The organism is Polycladomyces zharkentensis, from assembly GCF_016938855.1.
Classification (GTDB): Bacteria; Bacillota; Bacilli; order Thermoactinomycetales; family JIR-001; genus Polycladomyces; species Polycladomyces zharkentensis.
In genome coordinates, this window is the sequence record NZ_JAFHAP010000009.1 from 97,316 (window position 1) to 119,187 (window position 21,872).

At 53.9% G+C, this 21,872-nt stretch carries 21 protein-coding genes, 12 tRNA genes, 3 pseudogenes and 1 riboswitch; of the genes and pseudogenes, 30 read left to right on the forward strand and 6 right to left on the reverse strand.

The annotated features are described in order from the left end of the window. Positions 1 to 68 precede the first annotated feature (68 nt). A complete protein-coding gene (locus JQC72_RS10805) occupies positions 69 to 1,097 on the reverse strand; it encodes a ThiF family adenylyltransferase (RefSeq protein ID WP_205495704.1) in 1,029 nt (342 codons plus the stop codon). 2 nt (positions 1,098 to 1,099) lie between these two features. Then, positions 1,100 to 1,837, reverse strand: a complete 738-nt coding sequence (locus tag JQC72_RS10810) for a molybdenum cofactor biosynthesis protein (RefSeq protein WP_205495706.1) — start codon at positions 1,835 to 1,837, stop codon at positions 1,100 to 1,102. A gap of 171 nt (positions 1,838 to 2,008) precedes the next feature. Here JQC72_RS10810 and JQC72_RS10815 point away from each other — a divergent pair, with 171 nt between their 5' ends. From JQC72_RS10815 to tsaD, 25 genes are all read left to right on the forward strand, one after another. After that, positions 2,009 to 2,446, forward strand: coding sequence for a hypothetical protein (locus tag JQC72_RS10815; protein WP_205495540.1), 438 nt, complete (start codon positions 2,009 to 2,011; stop codon positions 2,444 to 2,446). A gap of 350 nt (positions 2,447 to 2,796) precedes the next feature. After that, a complete protein-coding gene (locus JQC72_RS10820; RefSeq protein ID WP_205495542.1) occupies positions 2,797 to 3,276 on the forward strand; it encodes a hypothetical protein in 480 nt (159 codons plus the stop codon). Positions 3,277 to 3,543: 267 nt separating this feature from the next. Then, positions 3,544 to 4,236: a Bax inhibitor-1/YccA family protein gene (locus JQC72_RS10825; protein WP_302104775.1), complete on the forward strand. Its 693-nt coding sequence runs from the start codon at positions 3,544 to 3,546 to the stop codon at positions 4,234 to 4,236. Positions 4,237 to 4,374: 138 nt separating this feature from the next. Beyond that, positions 4,375 to 6,252, forward strand: coding sequence for a molybdopterin biosynthesis protein (locus JQC72_RS10830; RefSeq protein WP_205495549.1), 1,878 nt, complete (start codon positions 4,375 to 4,377; stop codon positions 6,250 to 6,252). 19 nt (positions 6,253 to 6,271) lie between these two features. Further along, complete coding sequence (gene moaA / locus JQC72_RS10835; RefSeq protein ID WP_205495551.1) at positions 6,272 to 7,291, forward strand: GTP 3',8-cyclase MoaA; 1,020 nt, start codon at positions 6,272 to 6,274, stop codon at positions 7,289 to 7,291. 14 nt (positions 7,292 to 7,305) lie between these two features. Continuing rightward, positions 7,306 to 7,785, forward strand: coding sequence for a cyclic pyranopterin monophosphate synthase MoaC (gene moaC, locus JQC72_RS10840; protein WP_205495553.1), 480 nt, complete (start codon positions 7,306 to 7,308; stop codon positions 7,783 to 7,785). Positions 7,786 to 7,789: 4 nt separating this feature from the next. Next, complete coding sequence (locus JQC72_RS10845) at positions 7,790 to 8,269, forward strand: MogA/MoaB family molybdenum cofactor biosynthesis protein (RefSeq protein ID WP_205495554.1); 480 nt, start codon at positions 7,790 to 7,792, stop codon at positions 8,267 to 8,269. Positions 8,270 to 8,477: 208 nt separating this feature from the next. After that, complete coding sequence (locus JQC72_RS10850) at positions 8,478 to 8,963, forward strand: molybdopterin-dependent oxidoreductase (protein ID WP_205495555.1); 486 nt, start codon at positions 8,478 to 8,480, stop codon at positions 8,961 to 8,963. An 870-nt stretch (positions 8,964 to 9,833) separates the two neighbouring features. Continuing rightward, a tRNA-Asn gene (locus tag JQC72_RS10855) sits at positions 9,834 to 9,908 on the forward strand. A 9-nt stretch (positions 9,909 to 9,917) separates the two neighbouring features. Beyond that, positions 9,918 to 10,010: transfer RNA gene (locus JQC72_RS10860), tRNA-Ser, on the forward strand. Positions 10,011 to 10,050: 40 nt separating this feature from the next. After that, positions 10,051 to 10,127: transfer RNA gene (locus JQC72_RS10865), tRNA-Glu, on the forward strand. Positions 10,128 to 10,131: 4 nt separating this feature from the next. After that, a tRNA-Val gene (locus JQC72_RS10870) sits at positions 10,132 to 10,206 on the forward strand. Positions 10,207 to 10,234: 28 nt separating this feature from the next. Continuing rightward, positions 10,235 to 10,311 (forward strand) — tRNA-Asp (locus JQC72_RS10875). A gap of 8 nt (positions 10,312 to 10,319) precedes the next feature. Then, positions 10,320 to 10,395, forward strand: a tRNA-His gene (locus tag JQC72_RS10880). A gap of 6 nt (positions 10,396 to 10,401) precedes the next feature. After that, positions 10,402 to 10,476, forward strand: a tRNA-Gln gene (locus JQC72_RS10885). A gap of 4 nt (positions 10,477 to 10,480) precedes the next feature. Beyond that, positions 10,481 to 10,556, forward strand: a tRNA-Lys gene (locus JQC72_RS10890). 90 nt (positions 10,557 to 10,646) lie between these two features. After that, positions 10,647 to 10,730 (forward strand) — tRNA-Leu (locus tag JQC72_RS10895). 15 nt (positions 10,731 to 10,745) lie between these two features. Continuing rightward, positions 10,746 to 10,832: transfer RNA gene (locus tag JQC72_RS10900), tRNA-Leu, on the forward strand. A 42-nt stretch (positions 10,833 to 10,874) separates the two neighbouring features. Then, a tRNA-Pro gene (locus JQC72_RS10905) sits at positions 10,875 to 10,951 on the forward strand. Positions 10,952 to 10,981: 30 nt separating this feature from the next. Further along, positions 10,982 to 11,055: transfer RNA gene (locus tag JQC72_RS10910), tRNA-Gly, on the forward strand. Between the two features lie 67 nt (positions 11,056 to 11,122). Further along, complete coding sequence (gene thiL, locus JQC72_RS10915; protein WP_205495556.1) at positions 11,123 to 12,115, forward strand: thiamine-phosphate kinase; 993 nt, start codon at positions 11,123 to 11,125, stop codon at positions 12,113 to 12,115. Between the two features lie 5 nt (positions 12,116 to 12,120). Further along, positions 12,121 to 12,582 carry a tRNA (adenosine(37)-N6)-threonylcarbamoyltransferase complex ATPase subunit type 1 TsaE gene (tsaE, locus tag JQC72_RS10920; RefSeq protein ID WP_302104777.1) on the forward strand — a complete coding sequence of 154 codons (462 nt, stop codon included), beginning with the start codon at positions 12,121 to 12,123 and terminating at the stop codon, positions 12,580 to 12,582. After that, positions 12,579 to 13,283 (forward strand): tRNA (adenosine(37)-N6)-threonylcarbamoyltransferase complex dimerization subunit type 1 TsaB, encoded by a 705-nt coding sequence (gene tsaB / locus JQC72_RS10925; RefSeq protein WP_205495562.1) that lies wholly within the window; start codon positions 12,579 to 12,581, stop codon positions 13,281 to 13,283. The genes tsaE and tsaB overlap by 4 nt, the downstream gene beginning before the upstream one ends. 6 nt (positions 13,284 to 13,289) lie before the next feature. Next, positions 13,290 to 13,799: a ribosomal protein S18-alanine N-acetyltransferase gene (gene rimI, locus JQC72_RS10930; RefSeq protein WP_205495570.1), complete on the forward strand. Its 510-nt coding sequence runs from the start codon at positions 13,290 to 13,292 to the stop codon at positions 13,797 to 13,799. Further along, positions 13,741 to 14,778 (forward strand): tRNA (adenosine(37)-N6)-threonylcarbamoyltransferase complex transferase subunit TsaD, encoded by a 1,038-nt coding sequence (gene tsaD, locus JQC72_RS10935; RefSeq protein ID WP_205495578.1) that lies wholly within the window; start codon positions 13,741 to 13,743, stop codon positions 14,776 to 14,778. Before rimI ends, tsaD begins: the two co-directional genes overlap by 59 nt. 511 nt (positions 14,779 to 15,289) lie before the next feature. Here tsaD and JQC72_RS10940 read toward each other — a convergent pair. From JQC72_RS10940 to JQC72_RS10955, 4 genes and pseudogenes are all read right to left on the reverse strand, one after another. Next, on the reverse strand, positions 15,290 to 16,114 hold the full coding sequence (locus tag JQC72_RS10940; RefSeq protein ID WP_205495579.1) for an alpha/beta fold hydrolase: 825 nt from the start codon (positions 16,112 to 16,114) through the stop codon (positions 15,290 to 15,292). Positions 16,115 to 16,609: 495 nt separating this feature from the next. Beyond that, positions 16,610 to 17,501 (reverse strand): annotated as a pseudogene (locus JQC72_RS10945) (manganese catalase family protein). Positions 17,502 to 17,557: 56 nt separating this feature from the next. Beyond that, positions 17,558 to 17,782: a YuzF family protein gene (locus JQC72_RS10950; protein ID WP_335342443.1), complete on the reverse strand. Its 225-nt coding sequence runs from the start codon at positions 17,780 to 17,782 to the stop codon at positions 17,558 to 17,560. Positions 17,783 to 18,295: 513 nt separating this feature from the next. Continuing rightward, positions 18,296 to 18,589, reverse strand: a pseudogene (locus JQC72_RS10955) (MFS transporter); the annotation flags it as partial. A 12-nt stretch (positions 18,590 to 18,601) separates the two neighbouring features. On the opposite strand from JQC72_RS10955, the pseudogene JQC72_RS10960 reads away from it, so the two are divergent. The 5 genes and pseudogenes from JQC72_RS10960 to JQC72_RS10980 all read left to right on the forward strand — a co-directional run. Continuing rightward, positions 18,602 to 19,037, forward strand: a pseudogene (locus JQC72_RS10960) (helix-turn-helix domain-containing protein); the annotation flags it as partial. Positions 19,038 to 19,387: 350 nt separating this feature from the next. Then, positions 19,388 to 19,581: riboswitch (cobalamin riboswitch) on the forward strand. A 252-nt stretch (positions 19,582 to 19,833) separates the two neighbouring features. After that, positions 19,834 to 20,310, forward strand: coding sequence for a hypothetical protein (locus tag JQC72_RS10965; RefSeq protein ID WP_205495582.1), 477 nt, complete (start codon positions 19,834 to 19,836; stop codon positions 20,308 to 20,310). After that, entirely contained in the window at positions 20,297 to 20,953 is a 657-nt protein-coding gene (locus tag JQC72_RS10970) for a hypothetical protein (RefSeq protein WP_205495583.1), read from the forward strand. The genes JQC72_RS10965 and JQC72_RS10970 overlap by 14 nt, the downstream gene beginning before the upstream one ends. 188 nt (positions 20,954 to 21,141) lie before the next feature. Further along, positions 21,142 to 21,336, forward strand: coding sequence for a CbtB domain-containing protein (locus JQC72_RS10975; protein WP_205495585.1), 195 nt, complete (start codon positions 21,142 to 21,144; stop codon positions 21,334 to 21,336). 11 nt (positions 21,337 to 21,347) lie between these two features. After that, complete coding sequence (locus JQC72_RS10980) at positions 21,348 to 21,866, forward strand: HEAT repeat domain-containing protein (RefSeq protein WP_205495586.1); 519 nt, start codon at positions 21,348 to 21,350, stop codon at positions 21,864 to 21,866. Positions 21,867 to 21,872: the final 6 nt, after the last annotated feature.

Here is a 21,872-nt window from a genome sequence, read left to right on the forward strand (position 1 = left end):
GCAGACAAAACTATATGGAACGAAATGAAGACGGGAGCCGGCTGATTCTCCGGCTCCCTCAATCGCGGTTAGGCCCCGATATATTTGGCCACGACAGAACGCGCTGTCGACGGGTCCTGCGTTCCTTGAACCAAAATGCGCCCATCCGGGAAAACGACCAATCGATAAGGATCAATATCGACCCGCAACAGAAATCGATTTTGCTCCACCCGTCCGAGTGGGGCGAGCCGTTTCGCCAGATGTTCCAGATTCATCGGTTGGGGTGCGGATGGGGAGATCTGGACGGTGTCCCGTCCGCAGAGGGAAACGGCTTGAGGTTCTTTGTCCGCTGGGTCCAGAAACTCCCATATGCCTTGGCCGCATGCCGGACAATCGGGTTTCCGGTTTTGGTTTACATCCATCGCGGTATCATGATTGTACCAGCATTCAAAATGTCGTAGCCGCGTGTCCAGGGCTTTTTCGTCACTTACCAACAACTTGAGCGCTTCCGCCGCTTGGTGAGCGGCCACGATGTGGATGATCGGCCCGATCACACCGGCCGTATCGCATGTTTCGGTCGTTCCCGGAGCGGGAGGGTCCGGAAACAGACAGCGGAGGCAAGGCGTGATTCCCGGCCGGATTGTGAACACCATGCCCCGGGAGCTGACTGCGCCGCCGTAAATCCACGGGATGCCGTGTTTGACACTGACATCGTTGATCAAAAAACGCACGGAGAAATTGTCAGTACCGTCCAAAATCAGATCGACGTCGGAGAGAAGCGATTCGGCATTTTGCCAAGTCAGGTCGGTGACATGGGCTTCCAGGCGGACACCCGAGTTGATGGCGCGGAGTTTCCGTTCTGCAGCCACCGCTTTGGGCAAGCCTTCTCGTGCATCCGATTCGTCATACAGCATTTGTCGTTGCAGGTTACTGGGTTCGACAAAGTCGCGGTCAATCAATCGGACGAACCCGACTCCCGAACGAACCATGTGATTGGCCAGAGCAGAGCCGAGTGCACCCATGCCGACAATGGCGACGCGGGCTTTTTGGAGTTGGCTTTGGCCTTTTTCTCCAATGGGAGCGAACAGGATTTGCCTGGAATATCGTACGCGATCCACCGTCACGGCGATTGCTCCTTTCCTGAAGACGTGTCGGCGTCCGCTTCCGGCGAAGCCATCGGATTCCAAGGGCCTTGTTGGTGGCCGATCCATTCCGACCCGTCTTCCCATTTTTCTTTTTTCCAGATGGGGACGATGGCCTTCAGCCGTTCAATGGCATAGCGTCCGGCGGCGAAAGCTTCGTCACGGTGCGGGGTGGCCACGGCGATGATCACGCTGATCTCTTCGATGTCCAGACGGCCAACCCGATGTGCCATCGCGACACGGGCGGAGGGCCATCGTGTGCTGATTTCTTCGGTGATTTGCTTCATTTTCTTGAGGGCCATCGGTGCGTATGCTTCATATTCCAAATGGATCGTACGGCGACCGCGCGTAAACTCGCGTACCGTTCCCACAAAGGTCAGCACCGCCCCGGCATGTGGATTGGAGACTTTTTGTATCAGCAAGTCGGCAGAAAGAGGCTCTTCCGTAATCATCAGCTGATCTTCCACTTCTTCCCCGCCGCTGACAGGCGGGATGATCGCAATTTCTGCCTCCGGGGGGATGGACCGTTCCGGAGCGGCGTAATCGTGGTTGATGGATACAAACGATTGGCGAAGCAATGGAGCGGCATTCGGATATTGATTCGCCAGATGTTCCAACAAGTCACCGACAGTCGTATCATCAGGCAATTCCATATCCAGTTGACGGGTACCGATCGCCTCTGCGATCCCGGCGAACAATAGGATGGATATTTTCATCATACAGGCGTACGCCTTCCCTCCCCGAACTGTGATCATCAAGGGCGCGTTGATTCTCGTCCCGGCACGCCCATTCGGCAGCTTTGTCTCTAGCTTACTACGAGAAGTTCCCGGAATGAAAGCCGTCGGGTACAGGAAATACAACCCTCGAGATGGATAAGGGTGAAAAGGATGGTCAAAGAGCAAGAGATTGCCTATTGGCTTTTTCAATTGTTGGTCGAGGACTTGGAGAAAATGGACGAGGAAGAGCGCATCGTAAAACGACTGGAAGTGTTGGATGAAACCTTGGACATATTGATGAAAAGCGGAGAAGGATTCAAGGTCCGCGTCGAACGTGCCGATTTGGATTGGGGACCGAAAGGAGAGTCGGAAATGGAACACGCGTCATCCGCTGAGAACAGTACCATCCAAGTTTCCGTGGAGGACTGGGAAAATCTGTTGGAGGCATGTGAAGCCATTTTGAACTTTTTGGAGTACGACCAGCGCAAGATGCGCGACGTTCAGCAGGCTACGCCGGAATTCCCGTGGGACAAGCGTGCGTACATGATCAACAAGTTGGCTGATCATTTACGCGAGGCATTGATTCGCATCGATGAGGATTTGGGATGATTTGGATGATTGGTGGCGTTTTTATATCCTCATCGGGCCATTTTTTGTGGTCCGATGGGGACAGGAATGGGAGGGGGAGACTTTATTGATACGGAAAGATGTGGGGTCATTGCGCAAAAAATGAAGTAAATAAAGCAGCTCGATAAGTGAGGGAGATGCAAAGTATCAAGAACATGATTTTTGAAGAGGATGCCCCCCTGGAAAAACAACCGAACGCGGAGGAAGTGATAGGTTCACTGCGTAATCCTTGAAGTAAGTGACCTCTGTGTACCCCTTATCCGGGGAAAGGGTATGTCAAAAAATCATTTGGTTAAAAATTGAAAACGTCAGGTTAACAAGAGGAGAGAGAGATGAAAACACCGTTGGGTGTCCGCATTTTCGCTGTCATACAGATCATCTACGGATCGGTTGTTGTCCTGACGCAAGGACTGGGCGGAGAGATCGGTATGCAGGAATCCATCTGTACCCCGATAAGAGGCTGTCGGGGAATGACGGTTACTTATCAGTATCTTTTGTTTGTGGTGATGGTAATCGGTTTGGTCCCGGTCATTGGCGGATTTGGCATGTTGTTGAAAAAAACTTGGGGTTGGTGGATGAGTGCAGGATATCTGTCCTATCTTTTATTATCCGAGGTGGGGAATGTCATTGACGCGTTGTTTCGTCCATCCACCAGTCTGGATATCAGTCTGTTTTCCATATTGATCGCGGGGTTGCTCCTGCTGTATTTCTTGAAAGAACGTGTGACACATTCCTTCAGGATAACGATTTCAAGGGGCAAGATCATGGCGTGGTTGTTCGGTGCAGCGGTTTTCGTATCCGTTTTATACTAAGTCATATTATCCAGTTCTTCCGTCTGATCCACGGGTACAACTGCCGGTTGCAAGGAAACCATTATATGGATTGAAAGCCGGAATCACAGTCGGAAGGAATTGGCATCATCCGTTGAGAACGCTTCATGAAAGATCGGGTGAGGCATGCATGGCAATCATTTGGGGCATTCATTCGCATCGATGAGAATTTGGCGTGATTCCTTGATCATCTATGGTTGATCGAATATACTGGAAAGTAGTAGTCCAAAAATTGGAGGGGACACCATATTGAATCCATACCACTACAATCCTGGGACGAATGTGGCGGTTGCACAACAGCGGTTTGTCATGAAGGTCTTCGGTTGGATGTTCGCCGGTTTGTCATTGACGGGAATCATCGGTCTTCTTTTGGTGGCTAATCCGGACGTATACTTGTATTTTGAGCAGAATCCGCTGGTCTTTTACGGCATTCTGGGGGCGGAAATTCTCCTGTTGATCTTGTTGCCTTCGATGTTGCACCGTATTTCCGCTTTCACGGCCACATTCTTCTTCTTTTTGTACGCTGCGCTCAACGGTATCAACTTTTCGCTGATCATCGCCCCGTACACCGGTGTGACGATTGTCTACACCTTCTTTGTCACGGCTGGTGTTTTCGGGATTTTCGCCTTGTACGGGTACCTGACCAAACGGGATTTGTCCAGTTTGGGCAACTTGCTGTTTTTCGCACTGTTAGGATTGATCTTGGCAACGATCGCCAATATTTTCATGCAAAACGACATGTTGGATACCATCATTCTGTACGCGGGTATCCTGATCTTCGTCGGTCTGACGGCGTACGACATCCAGCGCATCAAGCAAATGTCCGTGGTCGGCGGTGACGAGGAAGTGACCAAAGCGGCCATTATCGGTGCGCTGGCTTTGTACCTTGACTTTATCAACCTGTTTTATTACTTATTGCGTTTGATCGGTGATCGGGATTAAGAAATGCTTGCACCATCCTGATCAACTGTATCTTCGGCCCCGTTGCGGGCCTTTTTTCATGGAAACAAACGCAGCTCGACGCTGATGATGGACAATGGTATAGTAATGTTAAGTTTTCTATCAAGAGGTGAAGCGCCCGTGCGTCAAACGGAGTGGAGACTGGCCCCGTTGGACGAGGCGCGGGAACGTTTTTTGCGGGAGGTTACCTTTTCCCCTTCCGTCGAGACGGTGCCCGTCCGTAAGGCGCATGATCGTGTAACGGCCAAGCCGGTGGTGGCCCGTCGATCCGTTCCGGAATGGCCCTTGGCTGCGATGGACGGCGTTGCCGTTCGGGCGGAAATGACGGCGCAAGCCACACCGGACAAACCGGTGCAATTGTCCCTGGGCCGGGAAGCGGTATGGATCGACACGGGAGATCCGTTGCCCGATTTCGCTGATGCGGTCATTCCCGTCGAACAGATCGGGGTCGTGGATGAAAAGCGGGTGCAGATTTTCAGACCCGTTCCATCATGGAAGCATGTGCGGATGGCAGGAGAAGACGTATGCGCGGGAGAAATGATTCTTCCGTCTTGCCATCGCATTCGTCCGATCGATTTGGGCGTGATGTTGGCCTCCGGTGTGGAGGAAGTTTCGGTTTGGAGGCTTCCGCGCGTCGGCGTAATACCGACGGGCAGTGAGTTGGTGATGCCCGGGCAGGCCCCTGAGCGTGGGCAAATCGTGGAAAGTAATGGAACCGTGATATCGGGTTATCTGCGCGAGTGGGGAGCCGTTCCGGATTATCGGGGGATTGTGCCCGATGAGCCGGAACGCTTGATTCAGGCCGTACAGTCTGCTGTCAAAAAATGTGACATGGTTGTTCTGAATGCCGGATCTTCTGCCGGTTCGGAAGATTATACCGTTTCCGTTATTCAGAAGTTGGGCCGCGTTCTTCAGCACGGTGTGGCGACACGCCCGGGAAAACCGGTCATTCTTGGCATAGTGGAAGGGAAACCAGTAGTGGGTCTCCCGGGTTATCCCGTTTCCGCCTACCTCGGTCTCCAATGGTTCGTGCGACCGCTGATCGAAAAATGGTTTGGTACACCGATCGGGAAAGCAAATGAAGTCCGCGTCCGATTGGGAGCGGACGTGGCGGTCAAAACGGGAGCGGAAGATTTCGTACGTGTCGCTGTTGGAGAGGTTCGGGGCGAATGGGTGGCTTATCCTTTGGCCAAAGGGGCAGGAGTGGCTTCCTCGCTGTCCCGGGCGGATGGTTGGCTTCGCGTACCGATCGACCACAGTGGGTGGAAGGCCGGTACATGCGTATCCGTGGAGATGATCCATCCCCGTGGTTCATGGGAGAACCGGCTGTTGGTAGCCGGTGAGACTGATGTCGGGTTGGATGTGCTGGCAGATCGGATATCGTCTCATATCTCCGGATTCACCCTCCTTCCTTTGCCGATGGGTCGGGAGGAAGCTTGGCATGCGCTGCGGGAAGGACGCTGTCACCTCGTGATGTCGGCGGGCGACATGTCAGGAACGGAGGAAGCGGAAGCAAATGAGGCGTCATGGGTGTGCATCCATGGATGGCGTCGGGTCCGCGGGTGGATGATGCAACCCGATTCCGGCCATCGGTCCATTGGCGAATGGTTGAGGCAGGGAGCTCAATTGCTGGTCCACCCCCGTGGCACCCGTTCCCGGCAATGGTTGGAGGCGCAATGGTCCGATTGGGGGATCGGGCCGCAAGACTTGCGGGGAGGTTATCGAGTGGCGGCAAACGACCGGCAGATTGCCGCTGCCATCGCTGTGGGATCTGCGGATATCGGCATCGGATGTCCGGCAGTGGCGCGCGAATTCGGCTTGCTCTTTGTTCCCGCGTGGGAAGAGGAAGTCCAATTTGTCGCACCGAGGGATTGGCTCCGGTCACCGATGGGACGTTTGTTGGTCGACGTGTTGCAGTCCCGTTCTTTCCGTATGCGTTTGGAAATGTCAGGGGGTTATCGGTGCGGGAAGAGTGGGGAAATGATCGGCAGCTTGTGATCGAAAGGGTGTGGGGCCAATGCCCGGCCAATTGAGTCGTCCGCTGGACCGGTATCAGCGGCCGATTTGCGATTTGCGCGTATCGGTGACCGATCAGTGCAATTTCCGTTGTACATATTGCATGCCGAAAGAAGTGTTTGGACCGGATTACCCGTTTCTTCCGAAAGAGGCGTTGTTGACGTTGGAAGAAATTGTTCGCTTGGTTCGTCTGTTCGCTTCCCTCGGGGTGAGAAAGGTTCGGATAACGGGAGGCGAACCGCTGCTCCGTCGTGACTTGCCCGATTTGATCCGGATGCTGAATGAAGTGGAGGGCATTGAAGACATCGCGTTGACGACCAACGGGGTGTTGCTTCCCCGATACGCGGCCGCTCTAAAAAAGGCGGGATTGCAGCGGATCAACGTCAGCCTCGACGCCATCCATGATGCGGTGTTTCACCGCATGAACGGCGGGGTTGCCGGCGTCCGGCAGGTGCTGGACGGCATCCGGGCCGCGGCGGATGCAGGGTTGGGCGTCAAGGTGAATATGGTGGTGCAAAAAGGCGTCAACGACGGAGAAATCGTGCCGATGGCCCGCCATTTTCGCGGAACCGGTCACGTTGTGCGCTTTATCGAATATATGGATGTGGGAAGTACCAACGGATGGCGCCGGGATCAGGTGGTATCCAAACAGGAAATATTGGAACGGATACACCGTGAGATGCCATTGGAATCCATTCCGCCCCGCTATTACGGAGAAGTGGCCGACCGATACCGATACGCAGGAACCGATGAGGAGACCGGCGTGATTTCTTCCGTGACGGATGCGTTTTGCGGCACGTGCACGCGGGCGAGACTATCGGCCGACGGCCGACTGTTTACGTGCCTGTTTGCCGAAAAGGGGCACGACTTGCGCTCCTTGTTGAGAGGGGGCGCTCCGGATGAAGAGATACGCCGATGGATCGCGGAGATTTGGCGAAACCGCACGGATCGATATTCGGAAGAACGGGGCCAGGCGACGAACAGGAAAAAGAAAGTGGAGATGTCCTATATCGGCGGGTAAGGAGTGACGATAGCGTGGAAAAGTTGACGCACTTCAACGAACAGGGACGGGCCAAAATGGTGGATGTATCCGGAAAACCGGTGACGCGGCGTGTCGCTGTGGCGCGGGCACGCGTGTGCATGAAGCCGGAAACATTAAGCCGTATTCGTCAGGGGAACATGGAAAAAGGAGACGTGTTGGCCGTGGCCCAGGTGGCCGGGATCATGGCCGCCAAAAAAACGTCGGAACTGATTCCCATGTGCCATCCGATTCCCCTCCGCGGTGTTGACCTCCGTTTTTCCGAGGAAGGGGATTCTGTGCTCGTCATTGAAGCAGAAGTGAAAACCGACAGCGTCACCGGAGTGGAAATGGAGGCACTCACGGCGGTCAGTATCGCTGCTTTGACCGTCTACGACATGTGCAAAGCCATTGATAAAGAGATCACCGTCGAACAGACTTGCCTGATTCGTAAAACGGGGGGCAAAAGTGGCGATTTCATCCGAAAGGGAGAGTGAACGCATGCGACGCGTAGGGATACTGACCATCAGTGATAAGGGGGCGCGCGGTGAGCGCGAGGACCGAAGCGGGCAAGTGCTTCGCGAGCTGGTGCAGCGCATCGACGGAGAAGTGGAAGCGTATGAAATCATTCCGGATGACATGGATGCCATCCGTGAGATGTTGATCCATTTTACAGATGAGAAAAAACTGGACTTGGTGTTGACCACGGGCGGAACGGGGCTCGGCCCCAGAGACGTGACGCCTGAGGCGACGTTGTCCGTCATTCGACGTCAAGTACCCGGATTGGCGGAGGCCATGCGCGCCGCCACGATTGCCAAAACACGGTTTGCGATGTTGTCCAGGGCTGTGGCAGGAACACGGGGACACACCCTGATTCTCAACTTGCCCGGCAGTCCCAAAGGGGCCGCAGAATGTTTGAAGGCGGTGTTGGACGTATTGCCGCATGCTTTGGATCTCTTGAAAGGCCAGACGGAGCACTAGAGAGCGGGTCTGATCCATGAATGAGTTTTCCTTTACTTCACGTGCACGCTTAAAGGTCGCTCGGGGGATTTTGGCACCTTTCTCTCCAGTTCGCGAATGACCACACACACCATAAGCGATTTAGGCAAAATCCGTCAGGCAACGCTGTCCAGGCAGGGTGATTTCGCGTCCCCTGCCGGGGATAAAAAGAAAGAGAGGAGAGGGATGGATGCGTTCGTCGTGGACGATCGAAGTGGATGGCACGGTCCTCAAGCCGGCTTCTTTTACTTACGAGGAATTCCGACGGATGGATGACGAAACGGTCGAACCGGAAAAATGGGTACCGGGAGTGAAGGGGAACGCATTACGGTTGCAGGTTTTGCTCAGGCGTGTGGGGTTGCGGCTTGATACCACCCACTTGCGCTTTTGGGGAGCAGATGATTTTCAGGCTGAAATACCCGTAACTGACCTCCAAGATGCATTTTTGCTGTACCGGAAAAACGGTCGCCCGCTGAAAAAGGGATATCCTGTGCGATTGTATGTACCACAAGGGGAGAGCAACTGTCTGAACGTCAAATCAATTGTTCGGGTGGAAGCGGTGGCGTATGAGGGAGCAGATGCGAAAAAACCGGCAACCTTCGGATTTCGCAACATCATCCGACCGGAAGAGCTGTTGCAACCGGACTTTTCCGGATCGGTTCTCAAGCAGCGCTAAAGGAACCCACAAAAAGCCGATGATATATGAATTTTTTTGTCGGGATCATGCAGCGCAGGGCATGACCGGACATTCGCAGGCTGAAGATAGGTATGGCCGATTTCCCGTGAGCGATAAAGGGCGTGTCTGGTGAATCCGTGTGTGGGCAAAATGCTTTCCCAAAGAAGCAGACCTAAACCCGGTGGAGCAAAGACCCGGAATAACGCAGGAATGAATCGCGGGCAACTTCCTCTCAGCGAAGCGCATTTTGCCCGCGTCCTGCACTGACCGGGTCGGAGCGGCCATCACCTGCTTCCTTTTAGGGCGCAGGGAGAGCGAGGCGGGAAAACAAGTGGGCGGTATTCACCATACCCGTTTTGCGGGTTCAGGCGGGAAATCGGACCTCTCGAGACGGAAAGAAAATGGGGCGCATGTGTGCTTGGCAATCAACATGTGTCGTTGAGTTACAGCGATACACAATGTTGAGACTCCACACGGCTGAAGTACCACAGGCACTCCCTATGGTCGCCGTGGGCTTTTAGGCGGCAGTTTCTGTAAAAAGGGTGGATGCCATTTCACTAAGGGATTTTGGGGTATACTGCAAGAGATGGTCGGACGGCAAAAGTCGGTCATCGATGTTCGTTGCCAAGCAGGAAGCGGAAATCGGCCGATCTGTTTGGGGGGTATGGGAAAAAGGTAGAATTTCCTTTTGCCGGTGTATTTTATGGTCCAAAAAAATGTATTTTCCCTATTGACATCGATTCGATGTCTGTGTTAATTTATATATCGTCTCAGCGAGACTGGGCATAAGGAAACAGCAAAAAGAAAATAAAAAACCACTTGCAAACATGACATCGATTCAGTATAATAATAGATGTCGCTTCGAAACGATCCTCAGTAGCTCAATGGTAGAGCGCCCGGCTGTTAACCGGTAGGTTGCAGGTTCGAGTCCTGCCTGAGGAGCCATCTTTTCCTGGAGAGATACTCAAGTGGCCGAAGAGGACGGTTTGCTAAACCGTTAGGGGGTCGAATGGCCCCGCGCGGGTTCGAATCCCGCTCTCTCCGCCAGAAGGTCTTCGAAGTGACCGAGTCCGGAATAATGTTACGTGGCCCGTTGGTGAAGTGGTTTAACACACCAGCCTTTCACGCTGGCATGCAGGGGTTCGAATCCCCTACGGGTCACCAATATGGACGGTTAGCTCAGCGGGAGAGCACCTGCTTCACACGCAGGGGGTCGGCGGTTCGATCCCGTCACCGTCCACCAAATACGGGGAATACTCCCCTTCCTACGCGGAGCTGTGGTGAAGTTGGAGTTCACGCCGGCCTGTCACGCCGGAGGTCGCGGGTTCGAGTCCCGTCAGCTCCGCCATTATTATGGCGGCCATGGCGAAGTGGTTAACGCACCGGATTGTGGCTCCGGCATTCGTGGGTTCGATTCCCACTGGTCGCCCCATGACGCTGGGGAGTAGCCAAGTGGTAAGGCAACGGACTTTGACTCCGTGATGCGTAGGTTCGATCCCTACCTCCCCAGCCATTGCGAGCCATTAGCTCAGTTGGTAGAGCACCTGACTTTTAATCAGGGTGTCCCAGGTTCGAGTCCTGGATGGCTCACCACATCATCGCGATATCAATCAGCGGCGGTTTTTCCCACATAGGCCGGTTGGTGCCGGTTGGGTAACGGGCCGGTCGCCTCCGGATCTCTATGCGGGTGTGGCGGAATTGGCAGACGCACTAGACTTAGGATCTAGCGCCTCTGGCGTGGGGGTTCGAGTCCCTCCACCCGCACCAAGCGGATGAAAACATGCGGTCGTGGTGGAACTGGCAGACACGCTATCTTGAGGGGGTAGTGGCCGTAAGGCCGTGCGAGTTCGAGTCTCGCCGACCGCACCAGTTTTGAAAAATCGCCAGCCAATGTAATAGATTCTGTTCTTTCGGGGTGTGGCTCAGCTTGGTAGAGCGCCTCGTTCGGGACGAGGAGGTCGCAGGTTCAAATCCTGTCACCCCGACCATTTCCTAACTTCAGGCAAACTTGATGAAATGCGGGTGTAGTTCAGTGGTAGAACACCGGCCTTCCAAGCCGGATGCGTGGGTTCGATTCCCATCACCCGCTCCAAAACGACGACCGTGGCGATGGGCTGCGGTCGTGTTCTTTTATTCGCGGAAGATCGGAGGACACTCCATTGCAGGACGAATTTGCCTTGATCCGCTTGTTGACGAAATATCGACCGTCCCCTCCGCCGTCCGTTGAGGTGGATGTGGGTGACGATGCCGCTGTTGTCCATCCGCTGAATCTTTCCCTTGTCATCACGTCCGATACCATGATCGAAACCGTTCATTTCCTGCCGGAAACCATGCGCCCCGCGGATATCGGTTGGAAGCTGGCGGCGGCCAACATCAGCGATATCGCGGCGATGGGCGGATTGCCGCGTTATGGTGTCGTTTCGTTAGCTGTTCCCCGTCATTGGGAGAAGCATGCGCTGGTCGATCTGTACCGGGGGATGTATGATTTGGCAAATCGGTATGGTTTGGTGATTGTCGGCGGAGATACGGTGAAGGCGCCGCATGATCTGACTGTCACTTTGACGGTGATTGGAGAGGTGGAGGGCGGACAAGCCCTGAAACGATCCGCGGCCCGTGAGGGCGATGTGGTGTTTCTGACGGGGACAGTGGGGGATTCGAGCGCGGGTTTGCATGTGCTGCTGAACGGAAACGATGGGACAAAGAAGCGGTTTGCCGACTTGATCCGTGCCCACCGCCGTCCCATTCCGCAGGTGGCGGCCGGCCGTTTGTTGGCGTCTTTGGACGCGGAGGCGGCGGCCAATGACATCAGTGACGGCTTGGCACAGGAATGTTGGGAAATCGCTGAAGCGAGCGGCGTTCGCGTCGTATTGGAAAAAGATCGAATCCCCTTGTCCGACGCGTTGGTCGACTATGCCAGCCAAACAGGTTATGATCCGTATGAGTGGGCGCTGTACGGAGGGGAAGACTTTCAATTGGTGGGGTGCGTGCCGGAAGCGGTGTTTGCGCGCTTGGAACAAACGGCGCATAATGAAGGTGTGACCTTGTTTCGGATTGGTTGGACGGAACGGGGCAAACCTGCGGTGGAATGGGTAACGGATCAAGGAAGAACCGTACTGGAACGACGGGGTTACAACCACTTCACGGACGGGTGATGGAGATGCATGAACCTTGTCTCTGGATCGTCAAATCGGAACAGGAGACGAGAGAGCTGGGCCGACGCTTGGCCCCGCTGCTTCAACCCGGCGACGTGCTGGCGCTGGAGGGGGACCTGGGTGCGGGAAAAACGACATTCACCCAAGGGGTGGCCCAAGGTTTGGGTATCGACGCATACATCGACAGTCCCACCTTCACCCTGATCAAGGAATATCACGGGCGCCTTCCGCTGTATCACATGGATGTGTATCGGTTGGAGGGAGCAGATGAAGATCTGGGATGGGACGAGTATTTTTACGGTGACGGTGTCACGCTGGTGGAATGGGCGAGCCGTATCCAACCGCTGATGCCGGAGGAGACCGTCTGGTTCACGTTTCATGTGCTGTCCACTGGTGAACGGGAGATCCGCCTTCATTTGCGGAACGACCGTTCCAGGCGGATGTGTGAGGAGCTGAGCGGAAGATGAAAATCCTGGCGATGGATACGTCCACATTGGTGATGGGTGTGGCTGTCCTGGAGGAAGATCGCGTACTCGGAGAATTGACAACCAATTTGCATCGAAATCACTCTGTCCGTTTGATGCCCGCGATTGACCGTTTGTTGCGGGATTTGGCGCTTTCGGTGGATGATTTGGATGCGGTGGCGGTGGCGCAAGGACCGGGCTCCTACACCGGGGTGAGAATCGGTGTCACGACGGCCAAAACCATTGCCTGGAGCCGGAAATTGCCGCTGATCGGGGTGTCCAGTTTGGCGGTATTGGCGATGAACGGTCGCCATTTTGACGGCGGGATCGTGCCGTTGTTCGACGCCAGGCGCGAACGTGCCTATACGGGACTGTATCAACGGACCGATGACGGGTTGGTACAGAAAGCCCGGGAAGAGCGAGTCGTACCGGTCGAACAGTGGCTGAGTGAACTGTCGGGATTGGGTCCGATGCTGTTTCTCGGGGATGATGTCAACCGCTTTCGTGCTCAAATTGAGGCCGCACTCGGCAACCAAGCGGTGTTCGGCTGCCCGCCGGAAAACATTCCGCGAGCGTCCATGCTGGGGCAGTTGGCTTATGCCCGCTGGCAACGAGGCCAGGTGGCCGATGAGGCATTTGCGCCTAATTATCTTCAGAAAACCGAAGCGGAAGTCAAATGGTCAGCTCGGCAACAAATGGAGTGAACCGGCATGGAACGTTCACGGATTGAATTTCGCCCGATGAAGATGTCCGATCTGCCAGCGATCCTTGAGGTGGAACACGCCTCGTTTCCCACTCCCTGGCCGAAAGAGGCGTTTGTCAACGAATTGTTGCACAGCCCGTTCGCGCATTACACCGTGGTCACCGTCGACGGGGAAATCGCCGGTTATTGCGGCATGTGGATCATAGTGGATGAAGCGCACATCACCAATATCGCGATTCATCCGAAATACCGCGGGAAAAAACTGGGACAGGCCACGTTGGCCTATATGAAACGATTGGCCCGGTTGTTGGGCGCAGGCAAAATGACATTGGAAGTGCGGGTATCCAATCACGTGGCCCAGCACGTGTACCGCAAATTGGGATTTGAAGCCAAAGGCATTCGTCCCCGCTATTATTCGGACAATCAGGAGGATGCCTTGATCATGTGGGTGACATTGGATGAAGATGACGGAGAACATACAGTTGAATCAAACCAGAACACTGGTACTGGGGATTGAAACCAGCTGTGACGAAACAGCGGCGGCCGTGGTTGAAAACGGACAACGGTTATTGTCCAACGTCATTTCTTCCCAGGTGGACGTGCACCGCAAGTTTGGCGGCGTGGTACCGGAGGTGGCTTCGCGCCGACATGTGGAGCGGATCACGCAGATCATTCAGGAAGCCTTGGATCGTGCCGGCGTCACATTGGACGATCTGTCCGCCGTGGCCGTCACCCAGGGTCCCGGTTTGGTGGGAGCGCTCTTGATCGGGGTTTCTGCGGCCAAGGCGCTGTCGTTTGCACGTGGGATTCCATTGGTACCGGTGCATCACATCGCCGGTCACATTTACGCCAGCCACCTGGTGGAACCACTTTCGTTCCCGTTGGTGGCGCTGGTCGTTTCCGGTGGCCATACCGAGCTGATTCTGATGCGGGAACACAACCGGTTTGAACGATTGGGCCGGACAAGGGACGATGCGGCCGGAGAAGCCTACGACAAAGTGGCCCGGCTGCTCCATTTGCCGTATCCCGGCGGACCGGAAATCGACCGATTGGCCAAAGAAGGCAGGGACGTGCTGGATTTTCCGAGGGCATGGCTGGAGCCGGATTCCTTCGATTTCAGTTTCAGCGGGTTGAAATCTGCGGTGATCAATTATCTGCACAACGCGCGTCAACGGGGGGAGACAATCAATCCGGCGGATGTGGCCGCCAGTTTTCAGGAGTCGGTCATCGAGGTGCTGGTGGAAAAAGCGATGAGAGCAGTCGCCCACACCGGTGTGAAGCAATTGGTACTGGCGGGCGGCGTATCGGCCAACAGCCGCTTGCGTGAAGTGCTGGATGCACGATGCCGGGAAACCGGGATTACGTTGCGTGTGCCGCCGTTGTCGCTGTGCACCGACAATGCGGCGATGATTGCCGCGGCGGGTACTTACCGCTTTTTTGACGGGCAATTGGGCGATTTGTCGCTCAATGCGGAACCCAATCTGCCGTTGGTATGATTGCGGCGGATTGTCGGCGAGTGGCAAGGATCATCCGTGGGCTTTCGGACGGTCCCCCTCAAAAAGGATGCTGAATCGTGGGATGAAAAGCGGCTTTGCACGTGATCCCCTCACAGGGATGGTCAGGGCAAACACGAAACGTTGGCCTCATCGAGCTGTGTTCATTGCTGGCAGTCGGATTTTGTATGTCATGGCAGGTGGTTCTGGCGGCGAAGACTCCCACCGGGTAAAACCATGAGCGTGAGTCAGGAGGAACCGGCGTACCGGTAATACCACGGGCACTTCCGTTGGTCGCAGGTACGTTGCCCATGCGGGTACACGCAGCGTTGCCGTCGAACTGCAGGGGATATCGGGTGATAGCATATCTCTGAACCCAGGCGTTGTCCAAAGCGGAAACGGACTGCGGACGCAACGACCCGGGAATCCCATGTCTTCAGACGTGTGGCGTGTTAACCCCTGCTATCTGGTTAAGGATAGCAGGGGTTTGTTTTTGTTCATCAATATCCCCCTGTTATCCGATGAAGCGGATCAGCTCGCGATTCAATTTCTCCAACTCTTCGTAGAACAATCCATGGCCACTGTACTGAAAAGGGATGAGTTCCGATCCCCTGATTTGGGCATGCATCAATTCGGCAAACGCGAATGGGCAGACTTTGTCCTGTACACTATGAAAAATGCCGGTTGGTACATCAATTTTGGAAAAATCTTGCCCTACATCTTCATCTCGAAGGGAAACTGCACACTTCGCCGTTGCATGACCGGACGCTTCTATTCCCAATCCGTGGAACCAGTCTTTCAAACGCTTCGTTACATAACGTGCGAAAAATATGTCCCAAACACCATCCAGCATTTTGGGGCGATCGGTATAGGTAGCTGCGATTAACTTACTCCATGACTGTTCCCAACGCTTTATTTCCTTTTTTGTCAGTCCATATGGTATTCCGGGGCGTCTGGTGAAGCCCGCAGCCCCGATAAGGACCAGTTTGGAGACTTTATGCCCTGAATGCCGAGCCATGTATCGAATGGCAATGGCTCCTCCCATCGAGTGTCCGACAAGGGTGACATCCTCTGACTGCAGAGTATCAATCACCATACGGATGTCATCTGCCAATCGGTTGTACGAGTATCCTGACCAGGGGCGATCCGACTTGCCGAATCCGCGTAAATCCACCCCAATGCAACGGTAGCCCATTTTGGGGAGTTGGTTGAACTGATACTCAAACATTTTATGGTTGAGCGGCCATCCGTGTATAAATAAGATTGGTTTTCCGTATCCAGGATCGCAATCCTCGACGAACAGGTTGACATTTCGTTCAACCGGAATGTAGTAACCCATCCGTATGCCTCCCAGACGTGTTTGATAAATGTACATCGCTTTTTTCGATGGTCGGTTGTTTTGTGAAGCCGAAAGTTAAAAAAGCGAGCGGGAAAACCCGGCCCTTCAGGGTTGGGATGAAAGCGAGCGTTGGGCGTGGGAAGGCTTTGTCCCTCTCGTAAGCCATACAGTATTTGGGTACAATCGCGACAGAATTTGGGTGCAATCAAAAAAGGAAGGGTAAAAACACTGAAAACGGCAATACGAGCAAAAGACTCGTGAAACCTAAAATCACCCAGGCTTCGACAAAGCCATCGTGGATGGATGTGGGCTGCCACGCCGGATGAAGCAGATGCCGACCAAAGGGAGTGCCTCCGGTACCTCAGCCGTGCAGAGCAAGTCACGTTAAAATTCGTAAAAAAAGCGACCCCAAAACGAAAAGACTTCGACCTCATCATGGAATCATCCGTTTTTTCGCTTTGGGGTGGAAACCTGCGCTTGATGGTGAAGGGGTCATCACAAGGAACTCTTTAATCTCTTCAAAGCCCAGAGATAATGATCCTTGGTGATACCGGGGGCGAACTCTTCCGGTAACTCTTCGAGATCAGGGATCGGAGCGCCTTCCGGTGTCCCGACCACCACCCGGAGCGGCTCACCTGTTTCCGGGTTCTTTCCTTTCCAAATCTTGTCGATATCCTTGTAATCCTTGTCGCTCCAAGTGTAAAGGACGTTGTTCAATCCCCGCGCGATGTACTTTTTGGCGTAATCAAATTTGGTATTGTCAAGACTCGGAATGGGAAGCATACGGGAGACGTCGACTCCGGTCAGGGATTCCATCGCTTTGGCATATGCAAGGATATGCGTTCCTCCTCGCACCAGCAGATAGCCGATCATTTCCCTCGCCACGGGAGCGTCAGTCATTTCGTATACACGCATTTTATGGGTGCGGGCACCGAGTTTCCAGGAAGAAATTGTGGAGCAGATCTTGTATCAGATTGCCGCTGTTGAACACGTAGCTCCCATTCCACGGATTTCCCGTCGAATCGGCGGGAAATGCCGTCTGAGCGGTCACAATAAAATAATGCGAATTACGCGCGTCCAAACCGTTACGCAGTGGGGTGGTATCCGGATCTCCCGGATTGGTGATACCGGTGGACAACAGATTGATGGTTGTGCTCACCAGTTCCACATGTCCGAATTCCTCCGCAGTGATACTGGTCACCAGATCATAATAGGGTTTCAACTTCCTTTTGCCACGAAAGTTGAACGATTGAAACATATAATTGTTCAGCGTAGACATTTCTCCGAACCGACCGCCGAGCAACTCCTGGACGGCGGCGGCCGCGTTGGCGTCCCCGTGTTCGGGAACGGGCAATTCGATGGCAAGCCGATTGATCCGCTTGAACATGATTTCCCCTCAGTTCCCGTACAAAAGATTTAGACGTTCCCTTGAAAGGTGAAGGATCAGTCTTCATTCCCGCGAGAAGAAGATTGGTGTGCCCGGCGCCTTTTCCCGTCAGGGGTGGGTACGACCCAGATGATTTGCTGGGTACGGATCAAAAACGGACTGCCGCCGGAATCAACCACAATATGATCCGGCAGGACCGAATACAATCTCCCCCTGACGCTGCCTCTGGCCGTTTCCACTGTAATCCATCTGCCGATCATGGAATGCATTGCTTGATACACATAAGGAGCAAACGGCTCATCGTATAGGGTAACCGGTATCCATCCGAGTCCCCTCCTTTATGGATCGCATGCGGTACACGGAGATGGTGGGAGCAACGAACCCAAAACTGTTCAGGTTTTTGTTCGCTTACTCCTTATCTCCCATCATATGTTGGGAGTTTTCCGGTCAGAAATTGTCCTATGTTGACGTGAATGTTTCATTCCTTCAAGTGAAGACGGATAAAAGAAAAGAGGAAATTTCAGCAGATCGAACATGATCTCAACCGGATCTGAAGCATGAAAGCATCACGATGGCAGGAGTCTAGGTGGAAGAGGTTCCGGAACCGGTCATTTGGTTGTTGTTAAGAGTTGGGTGGTCACAAAAAAAGACGGCCCGGAAAGAGCCGTCTTTTTACCGGTTGCATGTTTCACAGGTTGGTTTCCTTCTTGGAATTCCCACGATTTCAGCAGGGGATGCGCTTCCTCCTAACCACACGTGTGGTAGCGATTTATACCGTAGATTGGCCGTGACATCTACAGCCTTACCTCTCCCCTTCGTTGATGCAACTCCTGTATGATCAGAGGATATTCTTTATCAAGTTTATAAAACAGCAACAGAACAAATTGAATCACTCCTATGGCCAGCGGGATATAAATGAATAGGGCTTTAATGGCGAGTAGAGCTGAATCTGTTTGCGTAGCACTTCCTCCGACATATCCTCCCAAGGCCAAGATCCAACCGATGAGTGCCGAACCCAAACCGGTACCTACCTTTGTTCCGAAGCTTCCTGCACTGTAAACCAATCCTTCGGTTCTGACCCCCGATTTCCATTCTCCATATTAACAGAGATAAAAGAAATAACTAACATCATGACAGAGGCTTTTTGTGATTTTGCCGATAGGGTACGAAAAATACTCAAGAGAAATAACGATATGCAAAAACTTCATTTTTAACAATATATATGAAAAAATAACAATTCCACAGCTTGCTAAATTAGTGGACCTGAGACCGGGTTATTTGTCCCAATTGTTTAAAAAAGAAGTTGGTATCCCCCTGAGTAAATATATACAACGTGAAAAAATCGAAGAAGCGAAGAAATTACTGATTCTAACTGATTACTCCTTGGCAGATATTTGCTCGCGCCTAAATTTTAACGACCAAAGCTACTTTACCAAGGTATTTAAAAAGTTTACAGGCGTCACTCCAAAACAGTATAGGGATAATCATCAACCATCGACATGCATTTACCCCGAGAAACGGGAGAATGTTTCCTGAACGATTTCATTTCCAGGATTTCAAAGGAGTAAATAGACTTGCCTTACAAATTATCCTGAGTGGTGGGTGTGCCGGATCACCAAGCGGCAGGCAGATCCCTCTCAAAAGGGAGGAGACGTTGACGGCGATGTTTGCAGAGCCGGTTTCAAGTAGAAAGATTGCAGTATGATGATGAAAATAACCATTCCCATTACAACGGGTGAAAACGGAAAACAGGCTTGATTTGGGACCGGCGGAACAAAAACGGGGGAATCGACTTCACATTCGGTCAATGAAAAAAACTCCGAGTTGCGAATCTCTTTTTCCTTCGATACAATAAATAGAGATTTTGATGGTGATGTTTGACAATCGTATATCAAAAGGGAAAAGGTGGAGTGGTTCGCCCACTCCCGAAGAGGGAAGCCGGTGAAAATCCGGCGCGGTCCCGCCACTGTGAATGGGGAGCGATACCGCGGTCACTGTCGTCAGTGTGACGATGGGAAGGCCCGGTATGGGTGCGCGATGATCCATGAGCCAGGAGACCTGCCTTTTCCAACAACACCGTTGACCTACGAGGATAGGGAGGTGTTTAGATCGGGCTGGACGATTGTCCGCTGGATGAGCGCAGCCCGCCTGGGGATTCGTGTACCTTTTTCAGGCCCTCAGACGGGAGTCGCTGCATTCGGTCGGGTTGAGGCACAACTGCGCGATTTAAGCACTTCCATTTGGAGGTGCTTTTATTTTTTGGCAGGGGAGGTTCTTTATGTTTCGCAGTGTGATAGGAGCATGCTTGCTGGGGGTGTGTTGTTGGTGGGGGGTGTCCACGGCGTGGGCCCACGGTGATGAGAATCACGGGGCACAGCATCCGGCTCAGGAGCGTGTGGTACCGTTGGAAAAAGCCGTTCCGGACCAGCATCCGGCACAGGTTGTACTGGACGCCGGTGAATGGCCGGACGGTACATCGGTTCGGGTGAAGATGTTCGCCCCGGCTTCGGGTGTACTGTCCACCGATTTTCCCCGGGTGGAAGGGACACCTTTGCTGGACAGCACGATGGCGGTCAATGCGGGGAAGGTGCGGTTCACGTATCTGTTTCCGATTCGGGGAACGTACCACATCATGTTGGAACGGACGGATGGGGGCAAAAGTGTCCCGAAACCGGTGACACTGACCATCCCGGAAAATCCGCAGGAAGTGCGCAATCTGTTTTTGTTGCTCGCCGGACTGTTCGGATTGGGCGGTTTGTCCGGATATATCTTGACGCGTTGGAGGGTTCGAAGCCATGCAGAAACGTAAGCGCGATTTGCTAACCGCCGGTTCTGTCGTCTCTTGCGGGCGTTCTCCCATTGATGAAATCGGGGTGGGTGGCGGGCGATCCCGATGGAACAAACGTCAAAGGGGATTGGGTTCTCTCCTGCCGGTCTGGGTCGGGCTATGCCTGATGATGCTGTTGATCCCCCATACTTCTGTACTGGCAGCCCCTTCTACGGGTTGGTCCGAACTGCGGTTGGACAAGCGGGCGGAAGTGGGACATCTGGCACATTACCAAGGAAAATTGGCGGGAGTAACTCCCGCTCATCCGGCGGAGATAGAGTTGGTTGCCCGCAATCAGGAGCATGGGAATACGGTGTTCCGTAGCCGCGTGCAGATAAAGGACGGACATTTTCGATTTGCCGTTCAATTTTTTGACGGTGCGCCCCATCAAGTGTTACTCCTCGCTTACCGGCCGGGGGAAGCGAAGCCGTTTGCAACTCAACAGGTACAAGTGGATGTGGAGACATTGCCGCCACCGCGATCGGCACAGGCAAAGGCTTTCACGTTGCTGTTGGGGATAACGGCTGTGGGCATGATGATCGGTTCGGGATTGGCTTTTTGGCGGGAAAGACGAACACAAAACCGGCAGAATCACGAAACAAATGAGGTTGCTGCCGGGCTGTGAGGTTCGCGATTGCTGCAGCCGCGCAATCTCAGGGTATGTTCCACCAAAGGAACTCCGTTTGTAAACGAACATTCCCGCTAGCGGCATTTGAGCAAGCGAAACCGGAGCGAGCGGGAAAACGGTGCATCCGGAGCTGCCGGCAGTTCAAGGGCCTTTTCAGCAGTCTCAACCCAAAAGGAGGAGTAAGTATGGCGTATCAAGTGGGTCATGAGCGACAACATCGTCGGATATTCCGTTGGCTGTGGTCGTTGCCTTTTCAGATGGTGGCGGTGTTGGTGATGGTGGGCGTGGTGCTGTACACCTTGTTGTTTTCCGGGTATCCGCCCATCCATGATGCCACACACGAATTCCGGCACGCGCTGATGTTGATTCCCTGTCACTGAGGGAGGCCATGATGGCGGGCAGATGGTTGTTGCGTCATTGGGAAAGATGGTTGTGTACGCTGGCGGACCGGTGGGATTACCGTGGACTGAAATGGGGATTGTTGGCGGTACGCTTGTTGTTGGACAGAGAGCCGGGCAGGGGGGGCGATGTGTTGGCGGCGTGGTCGACACACCCCCATTGGGTGCTTCGCCATCTGGCCGGAAGGGAATTGTACGGTTGTTGGCCGTATCGGGAGGAAGAAACCGCTCAGTTGCTCTGTCAGTTGGCACAGGATCCAAACTTTCGCGTGCGAGAAGGGGCCGCCTTCTCGGTTGCCAAGTTGTTGGCACAGGGTGGGGAGCGGGAATGGGCCCGGTTTTCCGGATGGGTGACATCTCCCGTTCCCGAAGTGCGCCAAACGGCGGCGATGGCCTTCATTCCTCTGTTGCGCGATGGCCGATCAGGCCTGCCGATCAGGGAAGCCGCCGAACAATTGCGGTCGGACCCGAGCGAACGGGTGCGGACGGTTACCCGTTTCTGGCCGGTATGATGTCGG

Excerpts from the sequence above, each read along its gene's own strand:
- JQC72_RS10970 (WP_205495583.1), top strand. The coding sequence starts at position 20,297 with ATGCAGAAACGTAAGCGCGATTTGCTAACCGCCGGTTCTGTCGTCTCT.
- JQC72_RS10810 (WP_205495706.1), bottom strand. The coding sequence starts at position 1,837 with ATGAAAATATCCATCCTATTGTTCGCCGGGATCGCAGAGGCGATCGGT.
- JQC72_RS10815 (WP_205495540.1), top strand. The coding sequence starts at position 2,009 with ATGGTCAAAGAGCAAGAGATTGCCTATTGGCTTTTTCAATTGTTGGTC.
- moaA (WP_205495551.1), top strand. The coding sequence starts at position 6,272 with ATGCCCGGCCAATTGAGTCGTCCGCTGGACCGGTATCAGCGGCCGATT.
- JQC72_RS10940 (WP_205495579.1), bottom strand. The coding sequence starts at position 16,114 with ATGGGTTACTACATTCCGGTTGAACGAAATGTCAACCTGTTCGTCGAG.
- tsaB (WP_205495562.1), top strand. The coding sequence starts at position 12,579 with ATGAAAATCCTGGCGATGGATACGTCCACATTGGTGATGGGTGTGGCT.
- JQC72_RS10980 (WP_205495586.1), top strand. The coding sequence starts at position 21,348 with ATGGCGGGCAGATGGTTGTTGCGTCATTGGGAAAGATGGTTGTGTACG.
- rimI (WP_205495570.1), top strand. The coding sequence starts at position 13,290 with ATGGAACGTTCACGGATTGAATTTCGCCCGATGAAGATGTCCGATCTG.
- JQC72_RS10975 (WP_205495585.1), top strand. The coding sequence starts at position 21,142 with ATGGCGTATCAAGTGGGTCATGAGCGACAACATCGTCGGATATTCCGT.
- tsaD (WP_205495578.1), top strand. The coding sequence starts at position 13,741 with ATGAAGATGACGGAGAACATACAGTTGAATCAAACCAGAACACTGGTA.
- tsaE (WP_302104777.1), top strand. The coding sequence starts at position 12,121 with ATGCATGAACCTTGTCTCTGGATCGTCAAATCGGAACAGGAGACGAGA.
- JQC72_RS10820 (WP_205495542.1), top strand. The coding sequence starts at position 2,797 with ATGAAAACACCGTTGGGTGTCCGCATTTTCGCTGTCATACAGATCATC.
- JQC72_RS10850 (WP_205495555.1), top strand. The coding sequence starts at position 8,478 with ATGCGTTCGTCGTGGACGATCGAAGTGGATGGCACGGTCCTCAAGCCG.
- JQC72_RS10845 (WP_205495554.1), top strand. The coding sequence starts at position 7,790 with ATGCGACGCGTAGGGATACTGACCATCAGTGATAAGGGGGCGCGCGGT.